Origin of the sequence: Micromonospora sp. WMMD987 (genome assembly GCF_029581435.1) — a bacterium.
Classification (GTDB): Bacteria; Actinomycetota; Actinomycetes; order Mycobacteriales; family Micromonosporaceae; genus Micromonospora; species Micromonospora rifamycinica.
This window is the reverse complement of the sequence record NZ_CP120861.1, coordinates 2544318-2558749: the sequence shown is the minus strand read 5'-3', so window position 1 is coordinate 2558749 and position 14432 is coordinate 2544318. Positions and strand designations below refer to the sequence as shown.

At 73.3% G+C, this 14432-nt stretch carries 15 protein-coding genes and 1 pseudogene; 9 read left to right on the top strand and 7 right to left on the bottom strand.

The window, feature by feature from the left end; genetic code table 11:
* Positions 1–178: 178 nt before the first annotated feature.
* Together O7612_RS10990 and O7612_RS10985 are read right to left on the bottom strand one after the other, a co-directional pair.
* Positions 179–328, bottom strand: a complete 150-nt coding sequence (locus O7612_RS10990; RefSeq protein ID WP_172898379.1) for a hypothetical protein — start codon at positions 326–328, stop codon at positions 179–181.
* A gap of 251 nt (positions 329–579) precedes the next feature.
* Positions 580–1479: a peptidase M23 gene (locus O7612_RS10985; RefSeq protein ID WP_282272783.1), complete on the bottom strand. Its 900-nt coding sequence runs from the start codon at positions 1477–1479 to the stop codon at positions 580–582.
* Between the two features lie 417 nt (positions 1480–1896).
* Between O7612_RS10985 and O7612_RS10980 the strand changes: the two genes are divergently transcribed.
* Together O7612_RS10980 and O7612_RS10975 are read left to right on the top strand one after the other, a co-directional pair.
* On the top strand, positions 1897–2817 hold the full coding sequence (locus tag O7612_RS10980) for a PAC2 family protein (protein ID WP_282272782.1): 921 nt from the start codon (positions 1897–1899) through the stop codon (positions 2815–2817).
* Positions 2818–2960: 143 nt separating this feature from the next.
* Positions 2961–3773: an exodeoxyribonuclease III gene (locus O7612_RS10975; RefSeq protein ID WP_282272781.1), complete on the top strand. Its 813-nt coding sequence runs from the start codon at positions 2961–2963 to the stop codon at positions 3771–3773.
* 26 nt (positions 3774–3799) lie between these two features.
* Here the strand turns inward: O7612_RS10975 and O7612_RS10970 are convergent, their stop codons facing one another.
* The 3 genes from O7612_RS10970 to O7612_RS10960 are packed head-to-tail and all read right to left on the bottom strand — an operon-like array spanning position 3800 to position 5105.
* A complete protein-coding gene (locus tag O7612_RS10970) occupies positions 3800–3997 on the bottom strand; it encodes a DUF397 domain-containing protein (protein ID WP_282272780.1) in 198 nt (65 codons plus the stop codon).
* Positions 3988–4350: a DUF5753 domain-containing protein gene (locus O7612_RS10965; RefSeq protein ID WP_282272779.1), complete on the bottom strand. Its 363-nt coding sequence runs from the start codon at positions 4348–4350 to the stop codon at positions 3988–3990. Before O7612_RS10965 ends, O7612_RS10970 begins: the two co-directional genes overlap by 10 nt.
* Positions 4347–5105 carry a helix-turn-helix transcriptional regulator gene (locus O7612_RS10960; RefSeq protein ID WP_282272778.1) on the bottom strand — a complete coding sequence of 253 codons (759 nt, stop codon included), beginning with the start codon at positions 5103–5105 and terminating at the stop codon, positions 4347–4349. The genes O7612_RS10965 and O7612_RS10960 overlap by 4 nt, the downstream gene beginning before the upstream one ends.
* Positions 5106–5499: 394 nt before the next feature.
* Here O7612_RS10960 and O7612_RS10955 point away from each other — a divergent pair.
* The 3 genes and pseudogenes from O7612_RS10955 to O7612_RS10945 form a co-directional block, all read left to right on the top strand.
* Positions 5500–5679 (top strand): annotated as a pseudogene (locus O7612_RS10955) (hypothetical protein); the annotation flags it as partial.
* A gap of 248 nt (positions 5680–5927) precedes the next feature.
* Complete coding sequence (locus O7612_RS10950) at positions 5928–6182, top strand: hypothetical protein (RefSeq protein ID WP_282272777.1); 255 nt, start codon at positions 5928–5930, stop codon at positions 6180–6182.
* A gap of 170 nt (positions 6183–6352) precedes the next feature.
* Positions 6353–6673 carry an antibiotic biosynthesis monooxygenase gene (locus O7612_RS10945; RefSeq protein WP_282272776.1) on the top strand — a complete coding sequence of 107 codons (321 nt, stop codon included), beginning with the start codon at positions 6353–6355 and terminating at the stop codon, positions 6671–6673.
* A 198-nt stretch (positions 6674–6871) separates the two neighbouring features.
* Here O7612_RS10945 and O7612_RS10940 read toward each other — a convergent pair whose 3' ends face one another.
* Together O7612_RS10940 and O7612_RS10935 are read right to left on the bottom strand one after the other, a co-directional pair.
* On the bottom strand, positions 6872–7483 hold the full coding sequence (locus O7612_RS10940; protein WP_282272775.1) for a class F sortase: 612 nt from the start codon (positions 7481–7483) through the stop codon (positions 6872–6874).
* A gap of 254 nt (positions 7484–7737) precedes the next feature.
* On the bottom strand, positions 7738–8445 hold the full coding sequence (locus O7612_RS10935; RefSeq protein ID WP_282272774.1) for a hypothetical protein: 708 nt from the start codon (positions 8443–8445) through the stop codon (positions 7738–7740).
* 213 nt (positions 8446–8658) lie between these two features.
* On the opposite strand from O7612_RS10935, the gene trmB reads away from it, so the two are divergent.
* From trmB to O7612_RS10915, 4 genes are all read left to right on the top strand, one after another.
* Entirely contained in the window at positions 8659–9285 is a 627-nt protein-coding gene (trmB, locus tag O7612_RS10930) for a tRNA (guanosine(46)-N7)-methyltransferase TrmB (protein ID WP_282273878.1), read from the top strand.
* A gap of 190 nt (positions 9286–9475) precedes the next feature.
* Entirely contained in the window at positions 9476–11989 is a 2514-nt protein-coding gene (locus tag O7612_RS10925) for a DEAD/DEAH box helicase (protein WP_282272773.1), read from the top strand.
* A 120-nt stretch (positions 11990–12109) separates the two neighbouring features.
* Entirely contained in the window at positions 12110–12754 is a 645-nt protein-coding gene (locus O7612_RS10920; RefSeq protein WP_282272772.1) for a hypothetical protein, read from the top strand.
* Positions 12755–13397: 643 nt separating this feature from the next.
* Positions 13398–14336 carry a hypothetical protein gene (locus O7612_RS10915; RefSeq protein WP_282272770.1) on the top strand — a complete coding sequence of 313 codons (939 nt, stop codon included), beginning with the start codon at positions 13398–13400 and terminating at the stop codon, positions 14334–14336.
* The last annotated feature ends 96 nt before the right edge of the window (positions 14337–14432 follow it).

Genomic DNA, 14432 nt, shown 5'->3' with positions numbered 1-14432 from the left:
GACCGACGCTGTCGGGGCCGGCACCGGCGGGACCGTGGCTGTCGACGCCGGGGCGGCCGGCGTCACTCCGACGGCCGGACGGTCCGCCGCGACGGGCGGCAGAGGGGCGGTCGGTTCGTCGTCGACGGGCACGGCATCGGTCACAGAGGCTCCCGGGAGTGTGTTCGGTCAGGGACGGTCAGCGGCGACGGCCCGACAGCTTGCTGGCCGCCTGCTTGAGCCGGGCCTGGTTCTCCGGCTTGGCCAGCTCGCGTCGGCCCCGGTCGACCAGTTGCTGCCCCTTGGGCGAGCGCAGGAAGGCGCTGATCCGCTGCATCAGTGCTGACATGTCGTCCTCCGATCGGATGTCCTGGGTCATGTGTACCCGATCCGAGCAATCGTGAACCGTCCACTGTGTCCGGTGAGGGTAACGTCCGGGCGGGCCCGGCGCGAACCGGCGAGGCCCGGGCGGGTCGGGCGCGAACCGGCGAGGCCCGGGCGGGTCGGGCACGCGCCGGTCGGGCACGGGAAACCGGACCGGCCCGCCCGGTCGAGCACGGGCGGGCCGGTTCCGGGCGGTTCCGCCAGGACCGGGACGGGTCAGACCAGGATGGCGGCAACCACCTCGGTCGCCCGCCACTCGTGCTGCGCGTAGAGGTCCGGGTAGGCGGAGATCTGCACGGCCTGGGCCGCGACGGTCAGCGGCAGATCCTCCCAGCCGGGGATCTCCAGCAGCGCGGTGAGGAACGCCCGGGTGGCGAACGCCGGGTCCATCAACTGGCCGACCTCGCCCCAGCCGCTGCTGGGCCGCTGCTGGAACAGGCCGACCGAGTCGTGGTCCCACCCGATCGCCTGGTGCGGGTAGTTCTGCGACTCGGGCAGCACGCCGCTGGCGTAGTTGTAGAGGTTGCTCTCCTGCATCGCGGTGGCCACCGCGATGACCAGCGCCCGGCGGGGCACGCCCATCGCCCGACCGGCCTTGACGATCTTCTGGGCGTTGTCCATCTGGGCCCGGTCGAGACCGGCCACCGGGACGATCCGCTTCGGCGTCGGCCTCGGCTTCGGCTTCGGTCGGGGCCGGGTGGTCCTGGTCGCGGCGGGGGTCGGGGCGACGGTGGTCGGAGTGGCGGTGCTCGGGGTGGCGGCGGGGGTGTCGGGCACGGTGGCGGCGGGGGTGCGCACCTCGCCACGGGAGGCGGCCTGCCGGCCGCGCTCGGCGAGCGCGGCCTCGGTGCCGGACCGGTCGTCGGCCCGCTCGTCCGGCAGGGCCGCCACGCCGGTGGCGGCGACCGCGCCCAGGCAGCACAGCACGCCGGTGGCGATGGCCACCCGGGTGCCGGCCGGACGCCGGTGCAGGAGGTTACGGAGCCCGCCACGGCGGGTACGGGAAGAACGGGGTTCACGGAGAACGCCGACCTGAACGGACGAGGGGGTGTCGTCCGAACGGCCAGTCATGCCCGAGGGCGCGCTCTGGTCGTCGATGGTGTCGTCGTCACGCATCCGCCGAGGCTAGGCGGGCTCTTTCCCGGTGACCCACCGGCACGGAGTGGGCCTCGCCACAATCGCCGGGTGTCCCCCGGGACGCGGACCCTGGACGGGTGACCGGGCCGACAGACCTCCCGTACCGGGCATTGCGGTCAGACCTCCGGCGGACCGCCGTCCCGGTTCGCCAAAGGGACAGACCGCCCCGGCCGCCACCATGATCCACCATGTCCGCCTTTTGGCTGACAGGACGGAACCGTCCGGACCAGCAGCCCCGACCCGCTCGACGAATTGGCGGCTTCCTCCGGGTTTGATAGCCGGATCGGTCACGTTGCGCCCAGTGATGGAATGGACAGCAGCGCCGGGTACGTTCCCCGAACCGGGTGCGGTCCGTGCGAGCCACCCGTACGCGCGTTTCCTCAGGAGGTCCGACCGGTGCTCGACCCACACGAGCTCTACCAGCTCACCGACGATCTGCCCGACCTCGGCCAGCCGGTACTGATCCAGGCGCTCACCGGCTTCGTCGACGCCGGCAACGCCAGTCGACTCGCCCGCGAGCAGCTCCTCACCTCGCTGGACGCCCGCACCATCGCCACCTTCGACGTCGACCAGCTCTTCGACTACCGGTCCCGGCGACCGGTGATGACCTTCGTCGAGGACCACTGGGAGGAGTACGACGCCCCCGAACTGGCGCTGCACCTGATCAACGACGACGACGAGACGCCGTTCCTCCTGCTCACCGGCCCGGAGCCCGACCTGCAGTGGGAGCGTTTCGTGGCGGCGGTCGGCGCGGTGGCCGCCCGGCTCGACGTCCGGCTCACCGTGGGGCTCAACTCGATACCGATGGCCGTCCCGCACACCCGACCCACCGGGGTCACCGCGCACGCCACCCGGCGGGAGCTGATCGCCGGTTACGAACCGTGGTTGCAGCGGGTGCAGGTCCCCGGCAGCGTCGGGCACCTGCTGGAGTACCGGCTCGGCCAACTCGGCCGGGACGCCCTCGGCTTCGCCGCCCACGTGCCGCACTACGTCGCCCAGACCGAGTACCCGGCCGCCGCCGAGGTGCTGCTCGCCTCGGTGTCGCGCAGCACCGGGCTGCTGCTGCCCAACGACAGCCTCCGCTCCGCCGCCGAGGTGGTCCGGGTGGAGATCGACCGGCAGGTCGCCCAGACCGACGAGGCCGTCGCGCTGGTCAAGGCCCTGGAGGAACAGTACGACGCGTTCGCCCGGGGTCGGGGCGAGAAGAACCTGCTCGCCGCCGAGACCGGCCCCCTGCCCACCGCCGACGAACTGGGGGCCGAGTTGGAGCGTTACCTCGCCGAGCAGACCCGGCCCGGAGACACCCCCAACCCCTGACCGCCCGTACGCCGACGGCGGCGACCCCGACCGGGGACGCCGCCACCCGTCCCGGTGGCCGTCCGCCCCCATGGCCACCCGTCCCGGTGGCCGCCCGGCGGGCCGACCCGGCACGGCCGGCGGTGATGCGGCAGGCTGGGCACATGCGCCTGGCGACCTGGAACGTGAACTCGGTGAAGGCCCGGCTGCCCCGGCTGCTGGACTGGCTCGCCGGCACCGCCCCCGACGTGCTCTGCCTCCAGGAGACCAAGTGCCCGGACGGGGCCTTCCCCGTCGCCGAGGTCGGTGCGCTGGGCTACCAGGTGGCCAGCCACGGCGACGGCCGGTGGAACGGGGTGGCGATCCTGTCCCGCGTCGGCCTGACCGACGTCACCGCCGGCTTCCCCGACGAACCCGGCTTTCCGCAGCCCGAGGCCCGCGCCGTCTCCGCCACCTGCGCCGGGGTCCGGGTCTGGTCGGTGTACGTCCCGAACGGCCGGGCCGTCGACGACCCGCACTACGCGTACAAGCTGGCCTGGTTCGCCGCGCTACGGGACGCGTTGGCGCCCGAGGTGGCCGCCGGCGGGCCGGTCGCCGTCTGCGGGGACTTCAACGTCGCCCCGACCGACGCCGACGTCTGGGATCCGGCGCTCTTCGCCGCCTCCACCCACGTCACCCCCGCCGAGCGGACCGCCCTGGCCGCCCTGCGCGACCTCGGTCTCAGCGACGTGGTGCCCACCCCGATGAAGGGGCCGCACCCGTACACCTACTGGGACTACCGGGCCGGCATGTTCCACCAGAACAAGGGCATGCGGATCGACCTGGTGTACGCCTCCGCGCCGCTGGCCGCGACGGTCCGCTCCGCGTACGTCGACCGGGAGGCCCGCAAGGGCAAGGGGCCCTCCGACCACGCCCCGATCGTGGTCGACACCGATCTCCCACCAGCGGGGACGGGAGGCCCCGGCGAGGCTGGCTAGCGGGAGCCGGCCCCCGGTGAGGGCGGTTATCGGTGCCCGGACGCCTTGGCGAACTCGACGAAGCCGCGCCACGCGGCCGGCGCGAAGGTCAGCATCCCGCCGTCGCGGTCCTTCGTGTCGCGGACGAGGACGACACCGGGCAGGTTGTCCGCCACCTCGACACATGCTCCGCCGTTGTTGCCGCTCCGGGTGCTCTTGCGCCACCGCGCACCGGTCACGTCCATGACGTCGCCACCTTCCGAATGAGATCCAGGGACTGCGCCCGGGGCAGGGCCTCCCCCACTATGCGCGCCCACCGCTGTTCCAAGGTAGCGATATCCTGACGCTGGTCGATGATCTGCGCCCGCACCTGACCGTCCACATGCGCCACCCGCGTCCCGTCGTCGAGGTCGGCCACGATGAACGGCCCACCAAGACCGGCGTACATCCCGGTGTCCGCCGGGACCACGTGCACCTGCACGGTCGGCAGTTCGGCGCACTCGGCCAGGTGCGCGCACTGCTCGCGCATCAGCTCGGGTCGCCCCCGCACCGGCCGACGGAGCACCGCCTCGTCGATGACCAGTAGGAAACCCGTCACTCTTGCCCGTCAGTGCCGGCGTGCTGCACTGCCGCCGCGTCGGCCCACAGTGCGTCGAAGTGCGCGAGGTACCTGCTGAACGGCCCACCACTCTCCCGTTGGCGAAAGTGAAGCGTGACGGAGTCCTGTCCCAGCCCCGCACCGATGTGGGTCGCGACGATCGCGTCGTTGTCGAAGACCCAGACCGACATGCCGACATGCCGGTCGGACAGCCGGACGGCCAGCGGCGTGGGCGACTTGGCGATCTCGGCCCGTGTCATGGCGATCCGTGTCGCGAGGTCGAGCGGTGTCGCCTCGATCCGGTCCCGGCCAGCGGTAACCGGGCTCGTCGGGTCACCCAGCAGGAACCGGACGTCCGCGCCGGCCTGGGCCTTCGCACCGATGATATCGGCAGCATTCGGCACTTCCAACCAGACGAAATAGCTCGTATAGCCGCCGAACCAGAGGCGGGAGCGCGCTCCTCCGATCAACTCCCGGAACAGCGACCGGGGCAGGTCGGAACGGCGCGCGTAGACGCCCACCAACTCACGATCTGCTCCCAACTTCACCGCACGACGCACAGCTTCAGGCCACAGCACGCCCACATCCTTACCCAGGACACCGGCCGCACGCACACGTGTGCGTGGATGCGGCAGCCTGCCCCGGCTGACCCAGCGTTCGACGGTCTTCGCATCGACATCGCACTTTTCCGCCAGTTGGCTGATGGTCAGCCCAGCAGAGGTCAACGCATCCCTCAAGGCTTCGTTTCTCGGCATGGGAGGGACCTTTCCTAGACGTCCCCAGATGATCGCATACAGACGGTGAATTTGTCCTACACCGAATGTGATGGTACTTGCCAGAGCGACGCCGCCGGCTGGTGTGAGATGCCCGCCGGTCGCGTCTGCCGAGGGGCCACCCGGGGGGAAGGGACTGGGTGGCCCCTCCTCCAGACCCCACGGACAGAAGGGATCCGGCCGTGCCCGCACAGCAGCCGAAGCCCGCACCGAACCGACCACTCACCCCGAAGCCACCGCCACCACCGTCCGCGCGTCCGGTCGTCCCCAGGCCGATGGTTGCGCGGTACCGGGGGGCGGGCCGGGCCACCGACCCCGTGCCGGCACACCGCTGGGCGGGCCGGCGGAACCGGGGGCCACAGTGCCCGGGGTAGCGATCGCCGCCGGGGACCTGTTGCACCTGACCAGACAGGCGAGCGTGCAGTTCAGCCGGCCGATCACGGTCCGGGTGATCCGGGTGCGGACCGACTGGCACACGTACGACGGTTGGGTGTGGATCGACGCGTACCAACTTGATGCCGCTGGCGACGCGGTCCGGCGACGGACCCTCTACCTGATGCCGGCGGGTGCCCGCCGGCTCACCCCGCAGCCGGGACCGGCGGCTGCGCAGCCCGGGAGGACAGCCGCGCAGCCCGGGACGACGGCTGCTCAGCCCGGGACGACGGCTCCGCAGCCCCGGGCGGCGGCGCGGCGGGCGGGGCGGAACGCCGCCCGGCCGGAACCGGCGGTGCCGCGCCGCAGGACGGTGGCGACTCCGCCCCGCGCCAGCCGGCCGGACCCGGTGGGCGACCCACCGGTGACCGGGTGACCGCCCCGCTGCCGGGCCGGCACACGCCGGTACGCCCGATCTGGCTCTGCCGGGTCGACGCGAACCCGTGGCCGTGCGGCGAGGCGAAACTCGCCCTGCTCGCCCGGTACGACGGGGACCGGCCCGGTCTGCTCGCCCTGCTCGCCGGGCTGTCGGCAGAGGCGACCGAGCACCTGACCCACCTCGACAACGGCCGCCGGACCGACGTGACCGACCGCTTCCTGGCCTGGGCCCGCCGGCCCACTGACTGACCCCTCAGCACCGGCCGCCGCCGCCCCGTCCGCCATCGTCGCCCGCGCGACCGCCCGTGGTCACGCGGTCCCCGGTCGGCGCGGCGGGAACGACGGCGGCCGGGGCCGTGGTGGCGAAGCCGCGTCGGGAGCCCGGCGTCCCGGGGCGGTGGCGCGGCTAGGCTGGTGGGATGGCAGTCGTGAAGATCAACGCGATCGATGTCCCGCCCGGTGCGAGTGCGGAGCTGGAGAAGCGGTTCGCCGCCCGGGCCGGCGCGGTGGAGAACTCCCCGGGCTTCCTCGGCTTCGAACTGCTGCGCCCGGTCGCCGGGGAGAGCCGCTACTTCGTCTACACCCGGTGGGAGAGCGAGGATGCCTACCAGGCCTGGGCGGCCGGTCCGTCCCGGGCCGCGCACGCCGGTGGCCCCGGTGGCGGGCAGCAACGGCCGGTCGCCACCGGCGCGTCGCTGCTGGAGTTCGAGGTCGTCCAGCAGGTGACCGGCAAGGGCTGAGCGACGCCACCCCGGGCGGGCCGCCGCGTGGTCGGCCCGGGGCCGGTCTCCTCCCGCCGGGACGGGTGTGGTCGGCCCGGGTCCGGCATCGTTCCCCGGGACGACGGAACCGCGCCGGCCCTGTGCCCGCGTCGTTCCCCGGGACGGGACGGGACCGGCCCGGCGCGGGACCGGCGTCGTTCCGCGGGGCGGGGCGGGTCAGGGTGTGCGGGTGTCGGCCAGCGAGGCGAAGGCGATCACGTTGTCGGCGTAGCCGGTGCGTCCGCCGACCCACTGGCCACCGCAGGTGATCAACCGTAGGGCGGGTGCGCCGCTGTCGCCGTAGACCCGGTCGGCGGGCAGCGCCGACTTGTCGAAGAACTCCACCGAGTCGACCCGGAAGACCACCACCCGGCGGTCGTCCCGGGTCACCTCGATCGTGTCGCCGATCTTGAGTCGGCGCAGGTCGTAGAAGACCGACGGGCCGTCCTTCGAGTCGACGTGACCGACGATGATCGCCCGGCCCGGCTCACCCGGGGTCGGGCCACGGTCGTACCAGCCGGTCTCGTGGTGCCGGTCCAGCGGGGGGACGTCGATCGACCCGTCCCGGGCCTGACCGACCGGTGCCACCGGGGCGGCCACCCTGATCGCCGGGACGGTGAGCCGGACGGGTCGGCTGGCCGGCAGGCTCGCCGGCGCGGGGCTCTGCCCGGCACCGGTCGCCGCACGCGGCGACGGCGCACCGGTCCGGTCCAGCGGCCCGACCGTCCGGCCCAGCCCGGCGCCGGTGGCGAAGACCCCGAGCAGCACCAGCAGCACGGCCAGCGGCACCGACCAGGGGCGACGGGCCGACCCACCGGACGGGGCCGGCGGACCGGAGACGCGGTGCTGCGGAGTCGGCGTGCCGGGCGGCGGGAGCGGGCCCCCACCGGGCGGCACCGGGCCACCGGGTTGTCGGACCGGGTCGTGGTGCTGCGGGTTCGGGCTGGCCGGCGGCGGGAGGGGGCCGATGCGGGAACCCGGAGCAGCCGGTGGCGGGAGCGGGCCGGGGCGGGAACCCGAAGGGGCGGGCGGCGGGGGCACGGTCAGCTCCCGGCGACGCCACGCGGCCGGCGGGCCGCCACGATCCCGACGACGGCCCCGGCGATGGTCAGCGCCAGCCCGCCGGGCACCAACAGCCCGCCCGGCAGGCCGCCGCCGGCCGTGCCGCCGAAGCCGGTGTGCGGGCCGGGGCTGGGCTTCACCTTCTTGACCACCTGGAGCGCCGTCGAGGCGGTCGCCCCGTCGGGGCATTCCAGCTTGACCCGGTAGTTGCCCGGTCGGGTCCGGTCCCGGACCATCGGGGCGGCCCTGAGCAGCCCCTGCTGCGGTTGCACCTGGACCCGGCCGAAGGCGTCCGAGACGACGGTCGCCGGGATCGAGTTGTCGTGACAGCTCGCCCGGATGCCGACCAGGTAACCCGGCTCCACGGTGCCCGGGGTCACCTCGACGAAGACCACGCCGGGTGCCGGCTGGGGATTCCCGCCCTCGTCGTCCGGCGGAGGTTGCCCCGGCCCGGGAACCGCGGCGGCGAACCGCACGGTGTTCACCGGTGGGACGGCGACCGGCACGACAGCGACCGGCACGGTGTTCACCGCCGGGGCAGCCGCCAGTGGAACAGCCGCCGGGGAGGCGGACAGCGGGCCGGCCCCCAGCGGGGCGGCGGCCGAGGTCGGGGTGGCGTGCCACAGCGCGGGGACGAGGGCACCGACGGCGACCGCCAGCGCGGCCCGGTGCAGCGTGATCGACACCATTCCCCCTCCGGCGTCCCGGGCAGCGCCCGACCGACCCGGGCGTCGACCTGCCGTACGGGATGAATCGTCTCACCCTCCGACCGACGGCACATCCGATACGGCGGAACCGTCGCGTACGCTCGGGTCGCTGTGACCTCCCTCGACCCTGACCCCGCCGTCCCGGTGGCCCCGCCGGCCACCCGGATCCGCACCTTCCACCCCCGGCGCGGCCGGATGAGCAGCCGGCAGACCGACGCGCTGGCCCGGCTCCAGCCGGCGTACGGGATCGGCATCGCCGACCTCGACGGGCCGGTCGACCCGGCCGGGTTCTTCGGCCGGCGGGCACCGGTGGTGCTGGAGATCGGCTCCGGGATGGGTGACGCCACCGCCGCGATGGCCGCCGCCGACCCGGACCGCGACTACCTGGCGGTCGAGGTGCACACCCCGGGCATCGCCAACCTGCTCGACCTGGTGCAACGCCACGGCCTGCGCAACGTCCGGATCGCCGAGGGCGACGCGTTGGACCTGGTCCGGGCCATGCCGGAGGGCTGTCTGAACGCGGTGCACGTCTTCTTCCCCGACCCGTGGCCCAAGCTGCGGCACCACAAGCGGCGGATCATCCAGCCGGAGCACGTGGCGTTGCTGCGTTCCCGGCTGGCCGTCGGCGGCACCCTGCACTGCGCCACCGACTGGGCCGAGTACGCCGCGTCGATGCGGTCGACGCTGACCGCCGACCCCGGGCTGGACGACGTGCACGGCGGTTACGCCCCCCGCCCCGCCCACCGTCCGGTGACCAAGTTCGAGCGCCGCGCCCTGACCGCCGGCCGTCCCGTCTTCGACCTGATCCACCGCCGCCGCTGAACCCCGCCGGGCACCGGCCACCCGGCCCCGGACCAACCGCCCGGCCCACTCCCGCCACCCGGCCCCGCTCCGGCCGCCCGGCCCGGGTGGTCGCCCGCCGGGGCCGGGTGGGCGCGGGCGACGGCACGGCGGCCCCGGACGGTGGCCCGGTTGGCGTGGGGGGCGGTGGTGCGGGCACGATGGGGGCGCTATGACGCTGACTGCCGCGCTGCCTCGAAGCGCCGACCCCGACACCCTCTTCGACGCGTTCGCCGGCTGGGCGTCCGGCCGTGGACTGGACCTCTACCCGCACCAGGAGGAGGCGGTCATCGAGATCGTCTCCGGCGCGAACGTGATCATGAATACGCCGACCGGTTCGGGCAAGAGCCTGGTCGCCATCGCGGCCCACTTCACCGCCCTGGCCGACGACCGGACGAGCTTCTACACCGCCCCGATCAAGGCCCTGGTGTCGGAGAAGTTCTTCGCGCTCTGCGAGGTGTTCGGCGCGGAGAACGTCGGGATGCTGACCGGCGACGCCAGCGTCAACGCCGACGCCCCGATCATCTGCTGCACCGCCGAGATCCTGGCCAACCTGGCATTGCGCGAGGGCGCCCGGGCCGACGTCGGCCAGGTGATCATGGACGAGTTCCACTTCTACGCCGAGCCGGACCGGGGCTGGGCCTGGCAGGTGCCGATCATCGAGCTGCCGCAGGCGCAGTTCGTGCTGATGTCGGCCACCCTGGGGGACACCACCCGGTTCGTCGACGACCTGACCCGGCGTACCGGCCGGTCCACCGCCGTCGTCCGGTCGGCCGAGCGGCCGGTCCCGCTGATCTTCTCGTACGCGATGACGCCGCTGCACGAGACGCTCGAGGAACTGCTGGAAACCAAGCAGGCCCCGGTGTACGTGGTGCACTTCACCCAGGCAGCCGCGCTGGAACGCGCCCAGGCGCTGATGAGCGTCAACGTCTGCACCCGGGCCGAGAAGGACATGATCGCCGCCGCGATCGGCAACTTCCGGTTCACCTCCGGCTTCGGCAAGACGCTGTCGCGGCTGGTGCGGCACGGCATCGGCGTGCACCACGCCGGCATGCTGCCCAAGTACCGCCGGCTCGTGGAGACGCTGGCCCAGGCCGGGCTGCTCAAGGTCATCTGCGGCACCGACACGTTGGGCGTGGGCATCAACGTGCCGATCCGCACGGTGCTGTTCACCGGCCTGAGCAAGTACGACGGGGTGCGCACCCGGCTGCTCAAGGCCCGCGAGTTCCACCAGATCGCCGGCCGGGCCGGGCGGGCCGGCTTCGACACCATCGGGCGGGTGGTGGTGCAGGCCCCCGAGCACGTGATCGACAACGAGAAGGCGCTGGCCAAGGCCGGCGACGACCCCAAGAAGCGCCGCAAGGTGGTCAAGAAGAAGCCGCCGGAGGGCTCGGTCGGCTGGGGCGAGCCGACCTTCCAGCGCCTGGTCGAGGCCGAGCCGGAGCCGCTCACCTCCAGTTTCCAGGTCAGCCACTCGATGCTGCTCAACGTGATCGGTCGGCCGGGCGACGCGTTCGCCTCGATGCGGCACCTGCTCACCGACAACCATGAGGACGCCGCCGCCCGTCGCCGGCATATCCGCCGGGCGGTGGCCATCTACCGGGCGCTGCGCGCCGGTGGGGTGGTCGAGCAGCTCGCCGAGCCCGACGAGACCGGCCGGCGGGTCCGGCTCACCGTCGACCTCCAGCTCGACTTCGCACTCAACCAGCCGCTGTCGCCGCTGGCCCTGGCCGCCATCGAGTTGCTCGACGTGGAATCCCCGTCCTACGCCCTGGACGTGCTGAGTGTGATCGAGTCGATCCTCGACGACCCGCGCCAGGTGCTCGCCGCACAGCAGTTCAAGGCGCGTGGCGAGGCGGTCGCCGCGATGAAGGCCGACGGCATCGAGTACGAGGCCCGCATGGAGCTGCTCGACGAGGTGACCTGGCCGAAGCCGCTGGCGGAGCTGCTGCACGCCGCGTACGAGATGTACCGGCAGGGGCACCCGTGGGTCGCCGACCACCAGCTCTCCCCCAAGGCCGTGGTCCGGGACATGTACGAACGCGCGATGACCTTCGGCGAGTACGTGCAGTTCTACGGGCTGACCCGGTCCGAGGGCCTGGTCCTGCGCTACCTCGCCGACGCGTACAAGACGCTGCGGCAGACCGTGCCCGAGGACGCCAAGACCGAGGAGCTGATCGACCTCATCGAGTGGCTGGGCGAGCTGGTCCGCCAGGTCGACTCCAGCCTGATCGACGAGTGGGAGCGGCTGCGCAACCCGTCCGACGTCGCCGACGCGGCCCAGGCCCACGCGTCGTTGGAGGAGCGCGTGCCGGCGGTCACCCGCAACGCCCGCGCCTTCCGGGTGCTGGTCCGCAACGCGCTGTTCCGCCGGGTCGAGCTGGCCGCCCTGCGCCGCTGGTGGGACCTCGGCGAGCTGGACGGCGCGACCGGCTGGGACGCGGACGCCTGGGCCGAGGCGCTGGAGCCGTACTTCGAGGCGTACGACGGGATCGGGGTGGGGCCGGACGCCCGGGGTCCGGCGCTGCTCATGATCGAACAGGGCCGGGAGAAGTGGACCGTCCGGCAGATCCTGGACGACCCGGAGGGCGACCACGACTGGGGGATCAGCGCCGAGGTCGACCTGGCCGCCTCGGACGAGGTGGGGGCCGCCGTGGTCCGGGTGACCGACGTCGGGCAGCTCTGATTTTTTTCTCGGAGGGGGTCGTCCGGTGCGTCCGGACGGCCCCTTTTCTGCCCTGGGCGATGTCACCCCCGTCGATTAGAATGTATGTACTAATCGAGTTCCTGACCTGGGAGGACGCTCGTGACCGCGCCCATCAATGCCCCCCTCACGCCGTACGCCACCCTCCTCGGTTTCACCCGGTACGTCGACCGCACCGGCCCCACCAAGGCCACCTTCGTCGGCGGCCTGCGCCGGCAGCGGGCCAGCCGGCACGGCTTCAACCCGCACGGCCAGTTCGTCAAGGCGCTCAAGGCCGACATCGCCTTCCACACCGGCGGCAGCCACCTGGCCGGCGTGGCCGATCTGGTCAAGCCGCGCTGGCGTCCGCTCTACCAGGCCCTGGTGCCCGGCGCGACGGCCTGGCTGGAGTCGCTCGGCGAGCCGGCCGGCATCGACCTGGCGCAGACCCGCGACGCCCTCGCGATGCTCGGTGACCTGCCCGTCAAGATCAACCCCCACTTCGGCATCCGGTACGCCGACGGTCACGCCGAGGCCGTCCGGCTGCACTTCGACGAGACCCCGCCGAGCGAGGAGGCGGCCCTGGCCACCCTGCACCTGATGGCCCGGCACATGGACGCCGTGCTGCCGCACGCCGAGCCGGTCCTGGTCGACGTGCGGCGGGGTGTCGCGCACCGCACGCCCGAGCACGTCAAGCCGGCACAGGTCGAGCAGTGGCTGGCCGGCGAGGCCGCCGCCTTCCGCGCCATCTGGTCGACCGCCGCCTGACCGCGGGTGCTGGCCGGTCCGGGCCGGCTCCGCTCCCCCATCGGGACCGGCCAGCGCCCACCCGGACCGACCGGCGCCCACCCGGACCAGCCAGCACCCACCCGGACCGGCCAGCACCCACCCGGACCGATCGGCACCCACCCGGCAGCCCACCGACCCACCGCGACCGGCCTCAGCCTGACCCCGGGCAGCGGCCGGTCCGGCGGGAAAGGAGCAGAGCCCACCCCGGCCGACCAGCGCCCGACCCGCAGCCCACCAACCCACCACGACCGACCTCAACCAGCCCAGCGCACCACCCGGCAGCGTCCGAGCCTCGACGAGGCTCGGACGCTGCCGGCGTTCCCGCCCTGCGGATATCCCCTCGATCCGGTCCCGCCGGCGCAGGCGCGGCGGCGGGTTACCTCTACGCAAGATCGTGCTCGAACCAGGATGTAGTGGCCTCCCCACGGCAGGAGACCACTACATCCTGGTTGCAGCGTGATCTCCAGCCGCATCGACCGCCTGCCCCTCGCGGCAACGGCGTCATCCGTCGGCCCGGGGTTATCCACAGGGAGAGCGGGGGGAGGGGAACTACGGCAGGAGCGGGCAGCGAAGTTGTCCACAGGGGACAGACTGGAGAGGACGCGGCGGGCAGGGTGGAGGTGTGCCGAAGACTCCCCGTCGCCCGCCGCAGTTGCGGGGGCGCATCTTCCGTGGATCGGTGGCCGTGTCGCGCGGCCTGCTCACCCGCAACGACCTGCGCAGCTCCGCCTGGCGACCGCTGTTTCGGGACGTCTACGCCGACGCCCAGCTCAGGGTCACCCACCGCCACCGGTGCACGGCTGCGACCCGCTGGCTGCTGCCGTCCGGTGCCGCCATCGCCGGCCGGTCCGCCGCAGCCCTGTTCGGTGTCACCGGCGTGTCCGCTGATGAACCGATCGATGTGCTCGTACACCATCGGCGTCCGGTCGCGGGCGGGCAGCCGGCCGCCGGGCGGCGACGCGGGCCGGCGGTCGGCCTGCGGGTGCACCACGGTGACCTCCCGGCCGAAGACGTGATCGACCAGGCCGGGGTGCCGGTGACGTCGGCAGAACGTACCTGCTGGGACCTGGCCCGGTGGTGCGATGTGGTGGAGGCGGTCGTCGTCATCGACGCGCTGTTGGCCGGCCGCCTCACCGACGTTTCCACCCTGCGGGACTATGCCCTCGCGCGGGCCGGGCAACGCGGGTGGCGAGCCCTGCTCCGCGCCGCCGACCTGGCCGACCCGGGAGCCGAGTCGCCGCAGGAGTCACGGACGAGGGTCCGCCTGGTGCTGGCCGGTCTGCCCCGACCCGAAACCCAGTGGGTCGTCACGGCCGACGGTCGGTTCGTTGCCCGGCTCGATCTCGCCTGGCCACAGTTCAAGGTCGCCGTCGAGTACGACGGGCTGTGGCACAACGACGCCGACCAGTTCCACCGGGACCGGCGTCGACTGAACCAGCTGCTCGGCGGGGAGTGGATCGTGCTGCACCTGACCGCCCGGCGGCTCCGCGAGGATTTTCCCGGCTTCCTCGCCGAGGTACGCGCCGCACTACGTCGCCGCGGACACCGCCCCCGGGCGTAATCTCCCACCACGCCGCATCCACCGCACGACCGCTCTCCATCACATTCACACCGCCTGGACACGACCACTCTGCGCCACACCCCCACCGCCCTAAAA

Bases quoted from the DNA above. Each gene is read 5' to 3' on its own strand.
- O7612_RS10990 (WP_172898379.1), bottom strand. From the start codon at position 328: ATGTCAGCACTGATGCAGCGGATCAGCGCCTTCCTGCGCTCGCCCAAG.
- O7612_RS10985 (WP_282272783.1), bottom strand. From the start codon at position 1,479: ATGCGTGACGACGACACCATCGACGACCAGAGCGCGCCCTCGGGCATG.
- O7612_RS10975 (WP_282272781.1), top strand. From the start codon at position 2,961: ATGCGCCTGGCGACCTGGAACGTGAACTCGGTGAAGGCCCGGCTGCCC.
- O7612_RS10970 (WP_282272780.1), bottom strand. From the start codon at position 3,997: ATGGACGTGACCGGTGCGCGGTGGCGCAAGAGCACCCGGAGCGGCAAC.
- O7612_RS10960 (WP_282272778.1), bottom strand. From the start codon at position 5,105: ATGCCGAGAAACGAAGCCTTGAGGGATGCGTTGACCTCTGCTGGGCTG.
- O7612_RS10945 (WP_282272776.1), top strand. From the start codon at position 6,353: ATGGCAGTCGTGAAGATCAACGCGATCGATGTCCCGCCCGGTGCGAGT.
- O7612_RS10935 (WP_282272774.1), bottom strand. From the start codon at position 8,445: ATGGTGTCGATCACGCTGCACCGGGCCGCGCTGGCGGTCGCCGTCGGT.
- trmB (WP_282273878.1), top strand. From the start codon at position 8,659: ATGAGCAGCCGGCAGACCGACGCGCTGGCCCGGCTCCAGCCGGCGTAC.
- O7612_RS10925 (WP_282272773.1), top strand. From the start codon at position 9,476: ATGACGCTGACTGCCGCGCTGCCTCGAAGCGCCGACCCCGACACCCTC.